This is a genomic window from Salinibacter sp. (assembly GCF_036626415.1).
Taxonomy (GTDB): domain Bacteria; phylum Bacteroidota; class Rhodothermia; order Rhodothermales; family Salinibacteraceae; genus Salinibacter.
Genome location: NZ_JAZKRW010000002.1, coordinates 1 through 20,627 on the forward strand (window position 1 = coordinate 1; position 20,627 = coordinate 20,627).

Below are 20,627 nucleotides of genomic sequence, written 5' to 3' on the forward strand. Positions count from 1 at the left end.
CCACGGTCATTACGGCACAGTTTATCGGCGGGGTGAGTGCGGGGGCCGGAGGCGTGCTTCTGGCCACCCCTCTTGCCATCGTCGGCATCGTCCTCGTGCAGACGCTCTACGTGGAGGATGTGCTGGGCGACGAGGTCTCGCTGCTGGGCGAGCACTGAATGTGCCTCCTGCAGTCCTACCCGCCGGTCGGGGCCCACGGCGGAACCGTTCCAAACTCGACCCCGAAGGCCACCCCGAGCAGTCCGTACGCGATCAGGGTCACCAGAACAACAAACGTGAGGTTGAGCCAGACGCCCGCCCGGCTCATTTGGGGGATGGAGAGGAGCCCACTCCCGTAGACGATGGCGTTGGGCGGGGTGGCCACCGGAAGCATGAACGCACTGCTTGCACCGAGGGCGGCGGGCACCGTCAGCAGGAAGGGATTCTCTCCGAACCCCACCGCCACCGCCCCCAGGATGGGCAGAAACGCCGCCGTCGTGGCCGTGTTGCTCGTCATTTCGGTGAGGAGCACAATCAGGGCCACTGCGCCCAGCACCACGAGGAATGTGGGCCATCCGCGGAGGGCACTCACCCCCTCCCCGATCCAGGCCGCCAGCCCAGTGTCGCTGATGGCGGACGCGAGGCTGAGCCCCCCACCAAACAGCAGGAGCACTCCCCAGGGAAGCTCCTCGGCGTCCTCCCAGACGAGGAGTGCCCGGGTTTCGGTGCCGGCCGGCAGGGCAAAGAGCAGGAGCCCCGCCCCAATCGCAATTCCGGCATCGGAAAGCCCCGGAAGCAGGTCAGCGAGAACAGGGCGCGTCATCCACAGGGCCGCGGTAAGCACAAAGACCACGGCCACCCGCCCTTCGGCGCTCGTTATGCGCCCCAATGCCTCCTGCTCGGCGTCAATAATCTGGGCGCCGCCCGGAAGTCGGTCCAGCTCAATGGGGTACACCCACGTGAGCACGGTGTACACGAGCGGCAGCGCCACCGCCACGAGCGGCAGGCCAACGATCATCCACTGCGCAAAGCCGATCTCCACGCCGTATGTCTCGGAGAAGAAGCCAGCGAGCAAGGCATTTGGGGGCGTCCCGATGAGGGTTCCCATGCCCCCCACGTTACAGGCGTAGGCAACCCCCAGCAGAAGGACGAGGGGAAAATGCGGGGGCATCGTCTCGTCCCGGGCCTCTAGGTGGTCTCGCACGAAGTCGATGATCGAAAGGGCGATCGGCAGCATCATCAGCGCCGTGGCCGTGTTGCTCACCCACATGCTCAGAAAGGCTGATGCGAGGAGAAACCCGATGATGATTGACCGGGGCTTTGTCCCAATCCCCTGCACGATGCCGAGCGCCACGCGACGGTGCAGCCGCCACCGTTGCATCGCTTGGGCGAGCAGGAAGCCCCCCAGGAAGAGAAAGATCAAGGGATTGGCGTACGGGCTGGCGGCGCCCTCAATGTCCGTGATGCCCAGCGGCGGGAACAGGACGAGGGGCGCCAGCGCCGTCGCCGAGATGGGCAGTGCCTCTGTGATCCACCAGACAGCCATCAGGAGCCCGACGGCAGCGGTGCGCCATCCGGCCGGATCGAGCCCTTCCGGGGCCGGCATAGACAACAGGACGGCACACAGAAGCGCACCACCGGCGAGGCCCAGCGGTTTCCGGAGCGGTGTGGAGTCGGAAGCCATGGGCGAGCGGGGCCTGGCGCCGGGCGGTCGGGAAGGACGGCCGCGCCGTTCGACAGGGGCACGGCCCTGGGGACGGAGAACCCCCGCCGGAGGTCCCCGATGTCCGAAGGACGAATCGATACGGAGCTGACGGGCGGACTCGAACCGCCAGCCTGCGCATTACAAGTGCGCTGCTCTACCAGTTGAGCTACGTCAGCAGGGTAGCCACAGGACTTCTGACTGTCGGCCTCAACAGTTCGTATCGGGCCGAGTTTCGACCCATCAGCGAGCCTCAGAAGGGTCGCCATCCTCGTCGGTTCCCGTCGCCGCCGGGTCCTGCGGCCGCCGCCAATACCACCGGGCCCCCAGCCCGGCCGCACCCAGGACCAGTATGGTCAGTACGACGCGCCCATAGGCCCGGAGGTACGTCACCACCAAGTCCCAATTTTCTCCGACGGCGTAGCCTGCGTAGCTGATGAGCCCCGTCCACACCAGCGCGCTGACCGTGCACCACCCGGCCGTCCGGCCCACGTCCATCCGAAACATGCCGGCTGTCAGGGAAATCACCGACCGGGCGCCGCTGAGAAATCGGTTGGCCGCGATGACGCCGTAGCCGTACTGGTGAATCCAGCGCTGCGCGCGGTCGAAGCCCTCTCGGGGCAGCCACTGCAGGCGGTCGGGGTTCAGGGCCGAACGCCCGAGCTTATACCCCACGGCGTACATCGTCATAAAGCCCAGTGCGCCCCCGACCGTGGAGAGGAGGATCACGATGCCGAGGTGCAGTTGCCCGAGCCCGGCCATGTACCCGCCGAAGACCACGACCATATCGCCCGGGATGGGGGGCAACACGTTCTCGCCGTAGGCGATGACGAGCAGGGTGACGTACGCCCAGATCGGCGAGAGCGCCTCCATCCAGGCAAAAAAGTTGGAGAATCCGTCGAGCATACGCGAAGGGGATGCGGCCAAATCGGTGCCAAAAGCCTCCAGTTGCGTCCCTCATCACGCAGGCTGGATCGTACAGACCGCCTGCGCGGCCACGCCTTCTTCTCGCCCCACGAAGCCCAGCTCTTCCGTCGTGGTCGCCTTCACAGACACTCGGTCGCGGGGGCAAGAAAGCGCAGTAGCGACGTTCGTTCGCATCTCGCCGACGTGGGGACGCAGCTTGGGACGCTCCAGGAGGACCGTGATGTCCACGTTGTGCGGCGTGTACCCGGCGTCACGGACCTTCTGTGTCACCTGCTGGAGCAGCACCTGGCTGTCGGCCCCCTCCCAGTCGGCATCCGTGTCCGGGAAGTGGGCCCCAAGGTCTCCAAGCGCGGCCGCCCCAAGCAGAGCATCGGCCACCGCGTGCAGGAGGACGTCCGCGTCCGAGTGACCGGCGAGGCCTTGATCGTACGGGATCTCCGTGCCCCCCAAAACAAGGGAACGTCCCTCGACCAAGCGGTGCACGTCGTACCCGAAACCAATGCGCATAGGGGACTCAACTGCGGGGAGCAGGACTACGTTGACGCCGACGACGACAACCGAAACCGTTCAGGGGCGTCTTTCCACGCCGGCCACAACTGTTGGGCAAGCATCCAGTCGTCAGGGGTCGTGATCTTGAAGTTGCGCCGACTTCCCGCCACCGGAACCACGTCGTGATCCATTCGCTGGACGAGCGCTACGTCGTCGGTCGCCGTCACGTCCGCGGACGATGCGTGGCGATGCGCCTGTTCGAGCCATTGGCGGCGAAAGCCCTGCGGGGTTTGCATCCGGTGGAGGTCCTCTCGCGAGACCGTATCGCCAAACCGATCGCCGTCACCACGGCGGAGTGTGTCGGCCACCGGAACGGCCAGTGATGCCGCCCCGTCGGTCCGGACGGCTTGAAGCACAGCTGTCACCTGCGCCGCCGCCACAAAGGGACGGGCCGCATCGTGCACGAGAACCCTGTTCACAGGATCGGGGACCGCACGAAGGGCGTGCCGCACAGACGCCTGCCGGCTGTCGCCCCCACCCACGACGGCCGTCAGCACCCCGAGTCCCTCCGCCCGTACCCGATCGGTGACCTCCGCGACGCGATCCTTGGGGGCCGCCACCACGGCGTGGCCCACAGCCGGGTGCCGCTCAAACGAGAGGAGCACCTGTACCAACACCGGGTGCTCGCCGAGAACCCGAAACTGCTTGGGCCGTCCCCCCAGCCGGCGCCCGCGCCCCGCAGCGGGGATCAAGACAGCCACTTCGTCCGAACGGGCACGGGCATCAGCGGCGTCCATGCAACCTGGGGACCGCGTGCGAGGGGCAGATGACGCGTTCAGCTTCTATGCGACTACTTGATAAAGATCGCGTCGCCGAACGCGAAGAGCTGGTACTCGTCGTCAAAGGCTTCTTCGTAGGCCTCGAAGAGAAAATCATACCCCGCAAACGCCGCGCCCATCATCATCAGCATGCTCTCAGGACGGTGAAAGTTCGTGATCATCCGGTCCACGATCTTGAATTCGTACTCCGGAAACACAAAGAGATCCGTCCAGCTGTGATCAGGCTTCAGGGTCGCGTCGGCCGAGAGGCTCGACTCGAGGGCCCGTACGACGGTCGTGCCGCAGGCCGTGACGGTGTTTTCGTCGGACGCCAGGACCCGGTTTACAGCCTCCGCAGTCTCTTCAGGGATGTAGTATTCCTCCGAGTCCGTGCGGTGCTTGGATAGATCCTCGACCCCCACCGGCTCGGACTTGCCGCGACCGATGTGCAGGGTAATGGGGACGACCTTCACACCCTTCTCCTTCAAACGCTTCAGAAGGTCTTCGGTGAAGTGGAGCGTCGACTTCGGCGCGGCCACCGCTCCACGTTCCTCGGCGAAGATGGTCTGGTATCGGTCCCGATCTTCCTCCTCCACCTCCCGGTCGATGTACGGCGGAAGCGGCGTCTCGCCGATGTCCCGAATTTTCTGGTACAGTGCCTCGTTCACGTCGTCGAAGGAGAAGCGGATCGTTCGGCCGCGGGAGGTGGTGTTGTCGATCACCTCCGCGATCAGGTCGTCGTCGAAATAGAGCTTGTTGCCAATGCGGATCTTTCGGGCGGGGTCGACCACCACGTCCCAGAGCCGGCTCTCGGGGTTCAACTCGCGAAGCAGAAAGACCTGGATGTCAGCCCCGGTCTTTTTCTTTTGGCCGTAGAGGCGCGCCGGGTAGACCTTCGTGTTGTTAACGACCAGCACATCTCCCTCCGAGAAGTATTCCGGAAGGTCGTGGAACCGTTTGTCGTGGTCGATCTCGTGGGACTCGCGATCGAGGACCATCATCCGGCACGAATCGGGCGGATCGGCCGGGTATTCTGCAACGAGTTCTTCGGGGACATCGTAGCTGAATTCCGAGCGTTTCATATACAGTCGTCGATCGGGCAACGGGTGAACAGGACAGACGCGAGGGCCTGCAGGCCGCTTGTGGGCCTCCACAGACAGACGCAATTAAAATGCCGACTGTACTACACTCCGATTTAGGGCGAGTTGATCCCGCTCCACCCAGGCTTTCTCTGCGGGGGTGGCTATGCGGGGGTGGGATCGGAGGTATGAAGCCATTGACGCTCCCAGGCCGCCACCGGAGGCTCCGGGCGAAAGGCGTCTGGATGGAGCACGGACGCGAGCACCTCGATGGCCCGGTAGAGGCGCGGGCCGGGGCGGTTGAAGTATGCGTTGCCGTCGAGCAGGGCCACACGCTGCTCCTCGACCGCCGTCAGTGTTTCCCAGCCGGGCCGGTCGGTCAGGTAGTGTAGGTCTCGCCGCGTCTCATCGATGGTGAAGCCGCAGGGCATGAGGGCGAGGGCGTCCGGGTCCGCCTCCTGAAGCTCGCCCCACTCGGCTGGCGTGGTGGGCTCTCCGGCGGTCCCAAGGAGGGGGCGCCCGCCGGCCATCTCCACCACGTCGGGCATCCAGTGGCCCGCCACCATGAGCGGCTCCAGCCACTCGACACAGGCCACGGACGGAAGCGATTGCGGATTGGTAGAACGGTCCACACCAATCTGGTCGCGGAGGACCCGAAGGCCCGTTTCGAGATTGGCGATCGTCTCCATCGCCGCGTCGAGCGTCTCCATGGCGCGGGCCAGTCGGAGGGCCTCGTCGAGCACCTCCTTCAGCGTCTGCGGCCGCATCGAGACGACCTCGGGGCCACCACCGGTCCACTCCCCGAGCTGCGCCTCCAGTTCCGGCAGGCTCACCGCACACACCTCGCACTGGTCCTGTGTCACAATCAGGTCGGGCTCCAGGGCGCGCAGCCGCTCCAGGTCCACCTCATAGAGACTGAGCCCGTCCTGCAGCTGCCCCTGTACCGCCTCGTCGATGGCGGCGGAGTCCCCGTCGGACGCGTAGGTGGGGGCCGTCACGGCCGGCACGTCCTGCACGCTCTCCGGGTATTCGCACTCGTGGGACCGCCCAACGAGCTGGTCTTCGGCCCCGAAGACGCAAATCCATTCGGTCGCGGCCGGCAACAACGAGACGATGCGCATGGCGGAGCGGGACAATTGTCAGAAGACAGGCGGCGGTTCCGGGCCATCGGCCCCTACGCCCTACTGGATCGGCGGACGGCGGCGGTGGATGTCCGTTTCCTGTTGCACGGCGTGGGCGAGCGTGAGGGCCGTCTGGTCTCGGTACAACGGCGCGACGAAGCTGATGCTGCCCGGTTGTCGCCGCGCATCCGGGCCGTCCTCCACAGGCCGCAGGGCGTTGGGGAGGCACACGCAGGGATGCCCTGTGAGGTTCGTAATGCCCAGCGTGCCCCCGCCAAAGCTGGGGCTCACCAGGACGTCGAGGTCCTGCATGACCGCGTGGGCCTGCTCCATGAGGACCCCCCGCAGCCGATCCATCTGCACATGCTCCACGGCCGGGACGAAGCGAGCGGTGCGGAAGACGTTTGGCCACGTGTTTTCGCCCTGGCGCACCATCTCGTCGATGCCGCCCGAGCGCGTCAGCTCGTCGAACGCCGCTGCCGCCTCCACGTCGAGCGTATTCAGCAGCGCGCCCACCGGCACGTCCACCTCCCACGACACCGGCTCCAGGTCCACGCCGAGCCCGCGAAGAACGTCGAGCGTGTTCTGGTCGGCCGTCTGGTTGTCGTAGTCCTCCCCAAACGCCTCCTGCAGGTATCCCACGCGGAGGGACGCAGCGGACCGCTCCGCGTCGAACGGAAACGGGACGTCCACCGAGGCGGGGTCGTCGGGGTCCGCCCCCCGGATTGCGTCGTAGACGTGTGCACAGTCAAGCGCCGACCGTGCGATGGGGCCGAGCTTGTCCATCGTCCACGAGAGCGCCATGGCACCGCCCCGCCCCACGGTGCCGAAGGTGGGCCGGTGCCCCGTGACGCCGCAGCGGGTGGACGGCGACACGATGGAGCCCAGCGTCTCCGACCCGATCGCGAACGGCACACAGCCTGCCGAGACCGCCGCCGCCGGGCCCGCAGAGGACCCGCTGGACCCCTGGTCGAGGTTCCAAGGGTTCTTGGTGGTGGCGTCGTACCACACGTCCCCCCACGCCAGCGCGCCCAGCGACAGCTTGGCCACGAGCACGGCGCCCGCCTCGTCGAGGCGCTCAACGACGGTTGCCGTCTTGTCGATCGTTTGATCCTTGAACGGCTCCGCGCCCCAGGTCGTCTGGGTGCCCTGCACGGCCAACAGGTCCTTCGCCCCGTACGGCACGCCGTGAAGGGGGCCGCGCCACGTGCCCGCGTCCAGCTCGGTGTCGGCCCGCCGCGCCGCCTCCAGGGCGCGGTCCTCGGTGTACGAGATGACCGCGTGCAGCCGGTCGTCGTACCGGCGCAGGCGCCGCAGGGCCAGTTCAGTAAGCTCCACACTGGTGACCTTCCGGGCCCGGAGCAGGTGGGCCAACTCCGGAATGGAGGCAAAGGCCAGGTCCTCGTCGGCGGAGGGCCGGTCGACCGACGGAAGAGAGACTTCCGCCCCCTCGTCGGACGCCTCCCCCTCCGGAATGACCGCCCCCCCGCGACGCGGGTCAAACATCGTGGCCGGGGCCCGGCTGTTGGGAAGCTCTTGTTCCCGCATCGACTCGAACTGCTCGAGGTTCTCGTTCAAGTTTTCCACCAGCAGCTCCCGCTCCTCGTCGGTGAGAGTGAGCCCGGCGATGGACGCGGCGGCCGCGACGTGGTCGGTCGTGATGGACGGCTCGTCGTTCTCCTCGGACACCTGAGCATAGAGGGCCCCGGGGAAGAGGCCGCTCAGCCCGACCGCAGAGCAGGCGTCTAAAAACTGGCGTCGATCAATAGACATGGTACGTTCAACGCAGAAAACAGATCGTGAGCGATGCTCGTCCGGTCCGGCCAACACCAGTGGTGCTCGTTCGAGCCCGCCCTCATGGTGTCGTCCTGCCTGCCCCCGGCCTTCATCGATTGATTCAAGGGGCGTGTCCGTTTCTCGTTCACACTGAAGTCGGGACGGCGGGCGGAGCAGAAGCTTGAAGGATCAACCGGATCGGCTCTCTCAGACTAACCACACGCGCCCCCAATCTCCATCCGGGCCGATTGTGGAGCCCAGTTTCGCAAGCGCCCCTCCGCCCCCCGGCCGAGGAGCCCCAGTGTTGTCCTGTCGAAAAATTGAGCCGAAGGCCCTGATGGAGAGCAAGCACGCAATCGTGCACGGCGATGGCCGCGTTCGCTGTTGCCTAAATGCGCGCGGCGATTCCGGTGGAGGGGCCGGGGAGGCCTGTCACATCCTCCTCACGACTGCTCGGGAGACGCCCGATCCCCCCGCCCTTGCATCGACCGCGACTCGTCCGCCGCTCCGTCGTCCGTTCTCGACGATTGATCACCGCGCTTTCTTTTCACGTGTTCGGGCACCCCCTCCCCCACATCCTGCAGCTGTTCCTCCATCTCTTCTCCCACTCGCTGCTTGATCTCATCGGCCATCTCTTCGGCCACTTGCTTCTCGACCTCCGCGGTCACCTCTTCGGGGACCGCATCTTCGGCCTCTTCCGCTACGGCGCCCTCAACCGTTTCGGCCACGGCCTCTTCAACTTCTTCCGGCATCGTGGTCTCCAATTCCTCGGCCACGGCCTCCTCCACCTCGCCCGGCATCGTGTCTTCAATCTCGTCGGCCACCACCGCTTCGGCCTCCGCCGCCACCTCTTCGTGGAGGATGCGCTCGTAGACACTCATGTTCTCCCAGACCCGCAGAAAGTAGCCCAGCACGAGACCACTCTGAAAGGCGGCCACCAGCGGGTTCATGCCAACGAACAGCAAGTAGCCAAAGCCCACGGCGAACCCGAGGCCGTAGATAAGATCGATGTAAAACTGCGTTTGACGACCACGGAGCTGCATAGAACGTTCGCGCGTCTCGTTGCAAAATTTTGGGTGGACGAAGGGCTTACCCCCCCACGGGAAGCAGCCAAAAGGTGAGGTACGACCCGCCCGTCGCCAGCAGGGGGACCACGTTCTGCATGAGCACGACCCGCACGCTGGTTCCGGGGTCAAACAGGTCCGACCGGACCGGTGCAGACTGCCGCGAGGTCTCTCGGGGCGAAGACTGCGAACGGACGGTGCCGACTGTGGCCTCCTCCCCTTGTGCCAGGGCCCCCACCGACACCTGTGGAGACACGTCTCCGCGCACGGCCTCGGCCACCGAGACCGCCTGCGTGGAGCGCCCCCAGCCGAGCCCGATGATGCAGAGGGTGGCGACCACGACAAAGCTTGCCGGGATGCCGAGGGTCGACAGGATGATGATGATCGTGGAGCTAAGAAGCGCCACCACGATGGCGGCCGTCAGCGGCAGGTCCGTGATGTCGTTGCCGAGCGTCTCCATGGTGCGGCGGGCAATGGTGAGGGCGCCGACCGCCACGGCCCCACACCCAATGAGAATACCCACATCCATGGCGAGGGCGCCGCTGCCCACCAGCGGCGCGATGGCATTGGCAATGTTGCTAGTGCCGGAGCTAAACGCCATCAGGACCCCGATGCTCACCAGGACGGCCGTGCCCACGACCTCGCGCCGGGACGTGTTGGGCCCGAGCGCGGGACGGAGCGGCACCCCAGCGGGCTCGAGCGTCACCAGCCGCGTCTCGTCGGGGCGGAAGACCGGCCACACGTTCGCCTCAACCTGTTCAAACACCAGGAGCGGCCCGTCGCTCTGCTCAATGGCGACGAGCCGATCGAGCGACTCGTACCCGTAGCGCCCTACCATGACGGCCAGCCAAAAGCCGATGATCGGGGACAGAATCCACCAGGCAAGAATCTCGCCGACGATGGCAAAGTTGAGCTCGCCGTGGGCCAGGCCGAGGCCGATGATGGCCCCCACCGCCGTCATGGACGTGGAGGCCGGGGCCCCTGAGAGATTGCCCACGAGCAGCGCCCCACCAATGAAGAACAGGACAACGATGCTCGCCTCCAACGTAAAGATGGACGGGTCGTGGACCAGCTCTTGTCCCAGGGTGTCGACGACGCGCCGCCCAATGGTGTAGGCCCCACCGAAAAATGCCACCGCCATGAGGGCCCCCGCAGCGGTCTTCGACAGCACGTTCGCCCCCACGGCCGGCCCAAACGCCGGCCCGGTCGTCGCGCCGCCGATGTTGAACGCGACGAAACACGCGATGAGGACGCCACCGATGAGCAGAGGGTCGGTCACCGTCGGGGTGAAGGACGTGGGGTCCTAAAATCTCAGACTCGTGTTACAACGAGCCTGTTTGGGCGGAAGATCCTCATACAAGGAGGCATCCACGTCATCAAAAGAACCGTTTCGGGGCCAGATCGCCCGGAGCTTCCAGTCCTGCGAGAAGTTTAGCCGCGCTCCTCCGCCGTGTGCTGCTTCGTCGACGCGAAGCTGATGCGGGGCCAGTTTTCCATGGTGCGCTCCAGCCGAAAGTCACTGAGCGCCAGATACGCCAGGTCGCCATCGGCGTCGCGGAAGAGGCGGTCCATGTTTTCCGCCTCAAAGTCTTCCAGGTCCTCCGCCGGCCCGTCGATCCAGCGGCAACAGGCATATCGGACGCCCGTCAGGTGGGCCTCCACGTTGTACTCGTCCTCCAACCGATCCAGGGTCACGTCAAACTGAAGCTCGCCGACGGCCCCGAGGATGTAGTCGTTGCCGCGCTGCGGCCGAAATGCCTGAATGGCCCCTTCCTCACTCAGCTGCTGCAGGCCCTTCCCCAGGTGCTTCGACCGGAACGGGTCGTCGAGGCGCACCTTGCGGAAGTGCTCCGGCGCGAAGCTGGGCACGCCCGTGAAGTGCAGCGGCTCGTCCTGCGAGAAGCTGTCCCCAATCTTGACGCGCCCGTGGCTCATGATGCCAATGATGTCGCCCGGGTAGGCCGTGTCCACCCCCTCGCGGTCCTGCGCCATGAACGTGGTGGCGTTGTTCAGGCGCATCGTTTGCCCCGTGCGGTGGTGGATCACCTCCATGCCCTTCTCGAAGGTGCCAGAGCAGACGCGGACGAACGCCATGCGGTCATGGTGCTTCGGGTCCATGTTCGCCTGAATCTTGAAGGCGACGCCCGTAAACTCCTCTTCGTACGGCGAGACCTCGCGGGTCACCGTGGGCCGCGGCTGGGGCGGCGGGGCAACCTCAACGAACGTATCGAACATGTCCCCCACCCCGAAGTTGCTGAGGGCGCTGCCGAAGAAGACGGGCGTCTGCCGGCCGTCGAGGTAGGCCTCCAGGTCCAGCTCGTCGCCGGCCTCGCGGACGAGCTCCACGTCGAAGCGGAGGTCGTCGGCCTGATCGCCGAGGACGTCGTCGAGTTGCGGGTCACTGAGGTCATCGATGGGCAGACGTTCATGCTCCCCCTCCATGTCTGCGTGGGAGAAGAGGTGCAGTTCGTCGCGGTACAGGTTGTAGGTCCCACGGAAGCGATTGCCCATCCCGATGGGCCAGGACAGCGGCACGGTGTCTAGGTCGAGCGTCTCCTCGATGTCTTCCAGAATGTCGAGCGGCGGCAGCCCGTGCCGGTCCATCTTGTTCACGAACGTGATGATGGGGGTGTCCTGCATGCGGCACACCTCCATCAGCTTCTCCGTCTGCTGCTCCACGCCACTCGCGTTGTCGAGCACCATGATGACGCTGTCGACCGCCGTAAGGACGCGGTACGTGTCCTCCGAAAAGTCGCGGTGACCCGGGGTGTCGAGCAGGTTTAGCTCGTACCCTCGGTAGGGGAACTTCATCACCGACGACGTGACGCTGATGCCACGCTCCTTCTCCATCGTCATCCAGTCGCTCATGGCGAAGCGGTCGGCCTTCCGGGCCTTAATTTCGCCCGCCTCGTGGATGGCGCCCCCCTTCAGCAGAAGCTTTTCGGTGAGGGTCGTCTTGCCCGCGTCCGGGTGGCTGATGATGGCAAACGTGCGCCGCTTCTCGATTTCCTCCCTAAGGACCGGGTCCACGTCGTCCGTTGGAGGAGCAGCGGTCTCCTCCGGGGATAGGGCATCGGTGGTGCTCACGACAAGAGAACGGTTGATTCGGTCGGTGACGATCAGGGAATACAGGCCTGGGAAGCCATCTTGTAGGGCTACGGAGTAGGGCCCAAACGGTTTTGGACGCGAGCGGCCCCGAGACCGTCTCCAAAAAGCATTCACCCACTCGTCGCACAGGCGTCAGTCAGATCCGTCCGGGCGAAGTCGAGCCACGGACAGGCCCCGGAGTCCAATTTCCCCTAGGCTCCGGTCCTCGTTCCGGAACGGCACCCAGAAGAGCCCGGCGGCGTCGCCCGTTTTCATCTCGCCCGGCCCCAGCCGCCCATCAACCGTGGCTGTGGTGTCCGCCGTAGGGGCCCGGAAAATGAGCGTAAAGCTGTATCGCACGGGGCTCTCATTCTCGTTGATGAGACGCAGCACGACCCCGTCGTGCTCAGTGTCGGCCTCGGGGTAGTAGATGTACGAGACTTGAAGGCCCTCCTGTTCGACGATGGGCGTCCAGGCATCGTCGTGCCAGGCCCTGCTCGTATCCGAGGACGGCAGGGGGGCTTGTCCCAGACTCATGGAGGGCGAAAGCAGTCCCAAGACCAGAAGCCCAAAAAGGAAGCGACGATGAACGATGCACATGTGCCCGTGGATGCAACGGGGACCCGACGACGGAGCCAGATTAGCCCGCCGCGGCTCCATCATTTACACGAAGAGGAGCGCGATTCCGGACGCGCCGACGATCAGGAGCAGCCCCGGCACCACCGCCCGACGCAGCCCCGCCGTGCCGGTGAGCGCCACGATGCCCCCCTTGAGCACCGTGTTGGCGGCCGCCGCAATCACGATCGCCCGCGTGGCAGGGACCGCCCCCACGTCTCCACTCTCGTGGAGGCGCGCCATCGAGAGGGTGATGGCGTCCACGTCCGCCAGTCCGGCAACGACGCTCGATAGGTACACCCCAGTGTCACCAAAATAGGTCTGAGCCCCGTTTGAGAGGACGAGGATAATGGCGTACAGCACTCCAAACGTAATTGCTGGGACGAGGCGAAACGGATTCTCGACGGTCTGGGGCTCGTCCTGCTCCTCGGCCGGCTGCACACCATATAGATACCCGCAGTAGGCGAGGATCACAACGAACACCCCCACGATGGGCGCCCAGACGGTCAGGAGCAGGGACGGATTGATGACCGCCACCTCTACAATGACCCGCACAAACATGATGGCCCAGGCCAGGAGCACGGCCAGGGCGAAGGGCCGGTCCAGCCCTTCCGAGTCCCGGCTCCGCTCCGCGACGCTCAGGGTGACGGCCGTGCTCGATGCGAGCCCCCCCAGGATGCCCGTCAGCCCCACCCCACGCCGCGGCCCCACGACCTTGATGAGCACGTACCCTAGGAAGCTGATCCCAGAAATCAGCACGACCATGAGCCAGACGTTGTACGGGACCAGCACGTCAAACGGCGACGGGCCGTAGCCCTGGCGGGGCAGCAAGGGCAAGACGACCACCGTGATGACCGCAAACTTGAGCGTCGCGATGACATCTTCTTGGTCGAGCGTACGGGCCAGGGCGTGGGTCTGCACCTTCAACGACAGAAGCACGGCCGTCCCGACGCTCAACGCGGCCCCCAGCCGGAGGTATCCCCAAACACAGAGCCCGCCGGTGAAGAAGGCCACCAGCGCTGCCATCTCGGTCGTCAGACCAGTGTCTCGGGCTCGGGCCTGAAGATAGTGCCCAACCGCCAACAGCAGTCCGACGACAATAACGGTTACTGCAAACGGCACGGCACTCCCCAGCTCACTCGTCCCCAGCGCAGACGCAGCCCCCAGCAGGGCGATAATGGGAAAGGTCCGCGCCCCGGCGAGAAGCTCCCCCTTCGCATCGACCCGCTCGCGGTACGCGTGTTCGCGCTGGAGTCCCATGAACAGCCCCAAGATGAGCGCGACCCCGAAGCGGTAGAAAAGGGTCAGGGTGTCGGGGGGCATGGTCCGCTTCGGAGTGTGAGGAAATGCCTACGAGGTCCCACCCCGTGCCGTCAACGATTGGAGACCGGCACTGTAGCCACGCAACGGCCCTCCGTGGTTTCAGCGACCGGGGCAGGACGATCGATCCATCCTCGCCAAGCGTACACGAGATAGCCAACGTATTCGCGAACGGCAGCAGTAGACCCGGCGAGGGCACCCGCGTCTGGGAGCACGTCAAGCAGGGTTCGATTCCGATTGTCCACCTGAAAATCCGTCGCTGCCGGCACCGCCTCGATCCCCTCACTCCGAAACACCGCCAAGGCGCGTCGCATGTGCAGGGCCGAGGTTACGAGGAGCACGCAATTGAGGCCGCGGCGGTCCATCAAGCGCGCCGTGCGAGTGGCATTCTGGTACGTATTGGCGCTCCGCGGTTCACGAAGGATCGAGTCTTGGGGCACCCCCCAGTCTCGAAGAAGCACTTCCATGGCGGACGCCTCCTGGACGCGCGGATTCTGCCAGGGCTGATCGCCTCCACTGGCAATGACGAGGGGCGCCTTGCCGGCCCGGTACAATCGGGCCGCGTGCCACACCCGGTCCGCCGCGTCGTTGAGGTCCGGATGGATGCGAGGCGGACGCGGAGAACTGATTCCCCCTCCCAGTACCACGATGGCCTCCGCCGAAGAAAGGGAGTCGATGGGGGTCGGCGGGTGGCGCGCTTCCAGGCTGCCGCGAAGCCTGTCCGAGACGAGGGGCGTCGAGAACCCCCACAGCACCACCGCGCCCCCGAGCACCAGCGACAGCCCGATTCGGCGCCACCCGAGGGCAACCAGTCCCCCCACGCCCACGAGCAATAGGCCGAGGGACAAGGGATGGACGAGGAGGCTCAGAAGCTTGCGGATGAAGAGCGACACGACGACGTGAGATCTACGGGAAAGCCATCCTCCAGAGGCCACGACAGAAAGGGCGGGGCATAGATCCACACGCCCGCCTGGTTCTCATGCCAACGGCCCCTCCTCCCTTCCCTCCCCGACGGAACCTGCCCTCAGGTACATACGCCAGGACCAGTGTCACGTCGGCAGCGCCCGAGCCCGCATCATCCGGAGGCCGTCCCCCCGAGGGTCCCCGACTTCGCCTGCTCAATGAACGTATTCAGGCATTCTTGTGATCGGGACTCCAGAAAGTGGCCATTGACGAGAACCGTCGGGGTGCTGTCGACCCCGATCTTTACGGCCCGTTTTCTCTGCCGGAGGACCTGATCACGGTATTCGTTCTGCTCGACACGCTTGTCCAACACGTCCGGGTTCAGGCCAATCTCGTCGGCGATGGCACGGAGGTCCTTCTTCGAAATGCCGTTCGGTCCCTGTCGGGCGTACTGCGCCTCCAGCATCTCAGAAAACTTGTCGGACTGCGCCGCCACGTACAGGGCTTGAATCTCCGGAAGGGACGACCGGCGGAGCGGGAACGGCTTGTACACGAACCGCACCTCGTCGCGGTGGGCCTCCACCACTTGCTTCATGACTTGGTGGAAGTCCTTGCAGTGGGGGCAGTTCGGGTCAAAGTACTCAACGACCGTCACGCCGGCCTCGGTGCTGCCTTCGGTGATGTCTTGGAAGTTCACCAGTGACGCCCCCTGGTTCTCTACCGGCGTCTTCGAGTCGTCCAGTTCACACTGGGCCGACGGCGCCGCACCGGACGAAGCAGAGGCCGAGCCGGACTGCTGTGCTCGGGCGCTCATGCCATCGACGTAGACAAGATCTGCCCCAATCAGGACGACCGCAACAGCGGTGAAATAAACAAAGAGCGCAATTTGCCGTTTTGCGAGAGGTGTCGACATGGAGCCGAGGGTGGATGTTGGTGAAAAGGAAAACACGGCAACCTGTCCTGCAAACAGGAATGTCGTAATGAGGGCCGCCCCCAAACACAGGAGGCACAGGGTCTCCAGCGGACCGACCTGAAGGTACGTAAGATATCCCGAATACAGCAGTCCGCCCGTGAGCACCCCGGTTCGGACCCCGTGCATCCATGTGCGGAGACGAGGACCGCCCCACAATATGATCCCGGTAAGCCCGGCGACCCCTGCATAAAACCCGAGGCCCCAGGTCGTGTTTGCCACGCCCAGGAGCGCATTTTCAGCCCCGGCGGCGACCGCCACACAGTCGAAGACGGACGCGCCGGAGTCAAGCGCTTCGCCCCCAAGGCAGCCGCCCCCGAAGACCCGTCCCTGCTGGATGAGCAGATGCGCGACGTCGAGAATCCCCAGCATCGAGAGCCCAAACAGAACAGACTCCAGGGGCGGATGGTATGCCCGCGCCCGCCCAATGAGGGTTTGCGCCAGGGACATGTCCACGTGCCGGTTTGGATCGGGGAGTCGCGTCACAACCCCAAAACCCTGAGCCTTCTGCTGGTTCCTCCCATTGCCACACTCGACTGCGCGACCCGGGCTCGGGCGGACCCTCAAGAATGGCGGATGCCATGGCCTCAAATCGCCTCCAATCGAATTTCAAACCAATCCAGTTGCAGGTCACGGTACTGGGCAATACCCTAATACTGGTATGATTGACAAAGACAGCGTCACGTCCATGCGTTGGTGGCTCTGGCGGCCCTTCTCTCGGGTCGAGAGCCCCTGGTACGCCTGACGCTGTGGCCTGCCTCTCGTTTTGAATGGCTCTCGACCCGCTGCCGACTGGTAGCGGGTTTTTGTTTTGCCCCCTGTTCCACTTCTCATACATGACGTACGACGAGTTTCGGACGCACGTAAACACGGCTCGGGCGGACGGCCTGTCTCGCCTCGTGGTGCCGGTGCACGCCCGGCGCAGCGCCGACCTCCTCACCCCAGTTTCGGCCTACCTCACCCTGCGAGAGAATTCCTCGTACAGCTTTCTCTTCGAAAGCGTAGAGGGCGGGGAAAAGCTGGCGCGCTACTCCTTTCTGGGACGCGATCCCTACCGCATCGTGACGGGCCGGGAGTTTGGCGCAACCGTCGAAGTGGACGAGCGCCGCACCCCCGCCCCCGAAGCCAACCTTCCAGCCCCTTCCGGCTCCATCTTTGAGGTGCTGGACGCCTACCTGGACCGGTACGAGGAGGTCGAACTGCCGGACCTTCCCCGGCTGCGTGGAGGCGCGGTGGGCTACCTCGGCTACGACGCCGTCCGCCTCGTCGAAGACCTGCCGGACGCCCCCCCAGACGATCTCTCCCTCCCCGACGCGGTGTGGTGCTTCTACGACACCGTCGCGGCGTTCGACCACGTTCGTCACCAGCTGGTGCTGATGGCAAACGTCTTCGTCGACGAGGACACGGACCTCCGGGCCGCATACGACCACGCCCAGTCCCGCCTTGGCACGCTGGAGTCGGACCTCAAGCAGTCCGCTGATCCGCCCACGTCTGTCGAGTGGACGCAAGCAGAGCTCACCTCCAACGTGGAGCGGCCGGCCTTTGAAGATGCCGTCCGTACCGCCAAGGAGTACATCCAGAAGGGCGACATCTTCCAGGTCGTGCTGTCGCAGCGCTTTGCGACGCCGTTCGACGGGGACCGCTTCAACCTGTACCGGGCCCTGCGGCAGGTCAACCCGTCGCCGTACCTCTTTTACCTCGACCTCGACGACCTGGCGCTCGTGGGCTCCTCGCCGGAGGTGCTGGTGCGGGCGGAGGCGGGCACGGCCGAGGTGCTCCCGATCGCGGGCACCCGACCGCGGGGGGACGACCCGGCCGAAGACGAAGCCCTCGCCGACGAGCTGCTGAGCGACGCCAAGGAGCGCGCCGAGCACTTGATGCTGGTCGACCTGGGCCGGAATGATCTCGGGCGTGTCTGCCAGTACGACACCGTGGAGGTGGACCGCTACGCCTACATCGAACGGTACTCGCACGTCATGCACATCGTCTCGTCGGTGACCGGCACGCTCGCGCCCGACCAGAGCTCGATGGACGCCCTCGCGGCCTGTTTCCCGGCCGGAACGGTGAGCGGTGCCCCCAAGGTACGAGCGATGGAAATCATCGACGAGCTGGAGCCGTCCCGGCGCGGGGTCTACGCCGGGGCCGTCGGCTACGTCGACTTCTCGGGCACCCTCGACACCTGCATCGCCATCCGCACCATGGTCGTGACCGACGAAACGGCGTACGTACAGGCCGGGGCCGGCATCGTTGCGGACAGCGACCCGGCCCACGAATACGACGAAACCCGAGACAAGGCCGCCGCGCTGCGGCAGGCCCTCCGCGTGGCCTCGAACGGCCTTCTGTAACCCCTTGTCCTCGCTCAGTTGCGACTGAGGAGCACTCCGCTCCAGCGGTGCGTGCTCCAAACTTCCCCCCTGAATGCCGGTATCACTAACGCTTTTCTTTCTGAATTCCCCCTCCCGGCCATGCCGAACCCCATCAAAGAGGCCCTGCTGAACCGCGGTTGGGCCGGCCAGACCCTCAGCCGGTCCGAGACGGTTGACCGAATCAACCCGCTGATCCACCAGCACATCGAGCTGAACCACCACTACGGCGCCGCCGTCCGGTACTGTGACGATGCGCGTGTCGTGGACGTGCTGGAGCGGCTCCAAAAGACCGCCCGGACCGACGTGGGCAAGCTCTCCGAGACCGTGTTGAGCTGCGGCGGCACACCGTACAACGGCACGGACCTGTCCCCCGAAGACTTTGCGCTCGAAGGGTCGCTCGGCGACCTCTTTGGGGAGCTGCACGGCCTCGAAACCGCGTTCAACGACGCCCTCGCCGACGAGCTCGACCTCGAACATCAGATGCGCACCCGCGGCGTGCTCCAGGCGATCAAGAGCAACAGCGAAGACCGCCTCACCGCCCTCAAAGCCCTTCAGCGCCGCATTGGTGAGTCGGCATAGCGACGCTGAGCACGCTCCCCTCTCTCCTACCAATCCCTTGCCCTGATGGACGCTACTGAATCCGCCCCGGCCCCGGACACCGATGCAACAACTGACCCGGTGGTGGTCTCTGGCATCCAACCGTCCGGACGCCTCCACCTTGGCAACTACTTTGGGGCCCTCCGCCAGCACATCACCCTGCACCGGCAGCACGACGCCTACTACTTCATCGTGAACTACCACGCGATGACGACGGTGCAGGACGCAGAACAGCTCCGCGAACACACCTTCAACGTCGCCCTCGACTACCTCGCGCTCGGCTTCGACCCGGACGAGGCAGCCCTCTTCGTGCAGAGCGACGTGCCGGAGGTGACCGAGCTCATGTGGATCTTCTTCAACCTCCTCCCCACGAGCACGCTTGAGAAGGGGGTCTCGTACAAGGAGAAGGTCGACGCCGGCCTTACGCCAAACGCCGGGCTCTTCAACTACCCGGTGCTCCAGGCCGCCGACATCCTCGCGTACGGCGGGTCTCTGGTGCCCGTGGGGGCGGACCAGAAGCAGAACCTCGAGATTGCCCGCGACCTGGCGCGCCGCTTCAACCACCGCTTCTGTCCCGACGACGACCCGCTCCTTCCGGTCCCGGAGCCCCACATTCTCGACGACGTGGCCGTCATTCCCGGCACCGATGGGCGCAAGATGTCGAAAAGCTACGACAACACGATCGGCATCTTCGATGAGGGGGATACGCTGGAGGGAAAGGTGATGAACATCGTCACCGACTCGACGCCCCTCGCGGAGCCGAAGGACCCCGAGTCGTGCAACGTCTTTGCCCTCATCACCCTGTTCGCCGATGAGGAGACGCAGCAGGAGATCGCGGACAAGTACCGGGCCGGCGGGTACGGCTACGGCCACGCCAAGCAGGAACTCCACGAATTGATCGAAGACCACTTCGCCGACGCCCGTGCCCGACGCAAAGACCTCGAGCAGCGGCCCGATTACGTCCGCGACGTTCTGCGGGCGGGAGCAGACGCGGCCCGCGCCCAAGCCAAGCCGATTCTGGAGCAGGTGCGCGACCGGGTCGGACTGATCCGCACTCGCTGACGGGGGCAACCACGGGGCCTCCCCGGCCAAGGTATGCCCGCCCTCGATTCGTTCTGCTCAGCAACCAGGCCCGACTGCTGGTCCCCACGCAAAGACTCGCTCAGTTTCTCGCTCCACGCTCTCCACACCGATGATTCTGGTCATCGACAATTACGACTCGTTTACCTACAACCTCGTCCACCTCGTGGGGCGCCACACGGACGACCTGGAGGTCGTGCGCAACGACGACCTCACGGTCGCCGAAGTGGCGGACCTGACCCCGGACGGCATTCTCATCTCTCCCGGGCCGGGGCATCCGTCGGAGGCCGGCATCACGGAACCGGTCATTCGGGAGCTGGGCGCCACAACCCCCATCCTGGGCGTCTGCCTCGGGCACCAGGCCATCGGGGAGGTCTTCGGCGGGACCATCACCCAGGCCGACGAGCTGATGCACGGCAAAACGAGCCCGGTCTACCACGAGGGCACCCCTCTCTTCGAGGGCCTCGACACGTCTTTCGAGGCGACCCGGTATCACTCCCTCGTTATCGACCCGGACACGTTCCCGCACGACGACTTGGAGGTGACGGCCACGACAGAGGAGCAGGACACGATCATGGCCCTCCGCCACCGCACCCATCCGCTGTACGGAATCCAGTTTCACCCCGAGAGCGTGATGACGCGGGCCGGGCCCACTCTTATTGGCAACTGGCTTTCGATCGCGCTGGACGAGCAGCCCCGTGCCCAAACCCCGTAGCCTTTCCCCCTTCCCCTCA

General features: G+C 65.3%; 18 protein-coding genes and 1 tRNA gene. 4 read left to right on the plus strand and 15 right to left on the minus strand.

The window, feature by feature from the left end:
* Positions 1-175: 175 nt before the first annotated feature.
* From V5A20_RS00555 to V5A20_RS00625, 15 genes are all read right to left on the minus strand, one after another.
* A complete protein-coding gene (locus tag V5A20_RS00555) occupies positions 176-1,663 on the minus strand; it encodes an SLC13 family permease (RefSeq protein WP_332326524.1) in 1,488 nt (495 codons plus the stop codon).
* Positions 1,664-1,787: 124 nt separating this feature from the next.
* Positions 1,788-1,860 (minus strand) — tRNA-Thr (locus V5A20_RS00560).
* Positions 1,861-1,924: 64 nt separating this feature from the next.
* Entirely contained in the window at positions 1,925-2,587 is a 663-nt protein-coding gene (locus V5A20_RS00565; protein WP_332326525.1) for a DedA family protein, read from the minus strand.
* 54 nt (positions 2,588-2,641) lie between these two features.
* Complete coding sequence (gene ispF / locus V5A20_RS00570) at positions 2,642-3,115, minus strand: 2-C-methyl-D-erythritol 2,4-cyclodiphosphate synthase (protein ID WP_332326526.1); 474 nt, start codon at positions 3,113-3,115, stop codon at positions 2,642-2,644.
* Between the two features lie 26 nt (positions 3,116-3,141).
* On the minus strand, positions 3,142-3,894 hold the full coding sequence (gene ispD, locus V5A20_RS00575) for a 2-C-methyl-D-erythritol 4-phosphate cytidylyltransferase (RefSeq protein WP_332326527.1): 753 nt from the start codon (positions 3,892-3,894) through the stop codon (positions 3,142-3,144).
* 53 nt (positions 3,895-3,947) lie between these two features.
* Entirely contained in the window at positions 3,948-4,997 is a 1,050-nt protein-coding gene (gene queA, locus V5A20_RS00580; RefSeq protein ID WP_332316513.1) for a tRNA preQ1(34) S-adenosylmethionine ribosyltransferase-isomerase QueA, read from the minus strand.
* Between the two features lie 161 nt (positions 4,998-5,158).
* A complete protein-coding gene (locus V5A20_RS00585) occupies positions 5,159-6,115 on the minus strand; it encodes an ABC transporter substrate-binding protein (protein WP_332316514.1) in 957 nt (318 codons plus the stop codon).
* A 60-nt stretch (positions 6,116-6,175) separates the two neighbouring features.
* Entirely contained in the window at positions 6,176-7,888 is a 1,713-nt protein-coding gene (locus V5A20_RS00590) for an amidase (RefSeq protein WP_332326528.1), read from the minus strand.
* A 446-nt stretch (positions 7,889-8,334) separates the two neighbouring features.
* Positions 8,335-8,934 (minus strand): hypothetical protein, encoded by a 600-nt coding sequence (locus V5A20_RS00595; RefSeq protein WP_332316516.1) that lies wholly within the window; start codon positions 8,932-8,934, stop codon positions 8,335-8,337.
* Between the two features lie 46 nt (positions 8,935-8,980).
* Positions 8,981-10,234 carry an inorganic phosphate transporter gene (locus V5A20_RS00600; RefSeq protein WP_332316517.1) on the minus strand — a complete coding sequence of 418 codons (1,254 nt, stop codon included), beginning with the start codon at positions 10,232-10,234 and terminating at the stop codon, positions 8,981-8,983.
* 152 nt (positions 10,235-10,386) lie between these two features.
* Positions 10,387-11,985 carry a peptide chain release factor 3 gene (locus V5A20_RS00605; protein WP_442978420.1) on the minus strand — a complete coding sequence of 533 codons (1,599 nt, stop codon included), beginning with the start codon at positions 11,983-11,985 and terminating at the stop codon, positions 10,387-10,389.
* 210 nt (positions 11,986-12,195) lie between these two features.
* The gene (locus V5A20_RS00610) at positions 12,196-12,579 is read right to left on the minus strand and encodes a hypothetical protein (RefSeq protein WP_332314488.1); all 384 of its coding nucleotides are present in this window, start codon (positions 12,577-12,579) and stop codon (positions 12,196-12,198) included.
* A gap of 126 nt (positions 12,580-12,705) precedes the next feature.
* Complete coding sequence (locus V5A20_RS00615; protein ID WP_332326530.1) at positions 12,706-13,980, minus strand: MgtC/SapB family protein; 1,275 nt, start codon at positions 13,978-13,980, stop codon at positions 12,706-12,708.
* Positions 13,981-14,030: 50 nt separating this feature from the next.
* On the minus strand, positions 14,031-14,870 hold the full coding sequence (locus tag V5A20_RS00620) for a YdcF family protein (protein ID WP_332326531.1): 840 nt from the start codon (positions 14,868-14,870) through the stop codon (positions 14,031-14,033).
* Between the two features lie 182 nt (positions 14,871-15,052).
* Positions 15,053-16,300: a thioredoxin domain-containing protein gene (locus tag V5A20_RS00625; protein WP_332314491.1), complete on the minus strand. Its 1,248-nt coding sequence runs from the start codon at positions 16,298-16,300 to the stop codon at positions 15,053-15,055.
* A 386-nt stretch (positions 16,301-16,686) separates the two neighbouring features.
* Between V5A20_RS00625 and trpE the strand changes: the two genes are divergently transcribed.
* From trpE to V5A20_RS00645, 4 genes are all read left to right on the plus strand, one after another.
* Complete coding sequence (trpE, locus tag V5A20_RS00630) at positions 16,687-18,195, plus strand: anthranilate synthase component I (protein WP_332314492.1); 1,509 nt, start codon at positions 16,687-16,689, stop codon at positions 18,193-18,195.
* A 120-nt stretch (positions 18,196-18,315) separates the two neighbouring features.
* Positions 18,316-18,795 (plus strand): hypothetical protein, encoded by a 480-nt coding sequence (locus V5A20_RS00635; protein ID WP_332314493.1) that lies wholly within the window; start codon positions 18,316-18,318, stop codon positions 18,793-18,795.
* A 45-nt stretch (positions 18,796-18,840) separates the two neighbouring features.
* A complete protein-coding gene (gene trpS / locus V5A20_RS00640; RefSeq protein ID WP_332314494.1) occupies positions 18,841-19,875 on the plus strand; it encodes a tryptophan--tRNA ligase in 1,035 nt (344 codons plus the stop codon).
* A 130-nt stretch (positions 19,876-20,005) separates the two neighbouring features.
* A complete protein-coding gene (locus tag V5A20_RS00645; RefSeq protein WP_332314495.1) occupies positions 20,006-20,608 on the plus strand; it encodes an anthranilate synthase component II in 603 nt (200 codons plus the stop codon).
* Positions 20,609-20,627 lie beyond the last annotated feature (19 nt).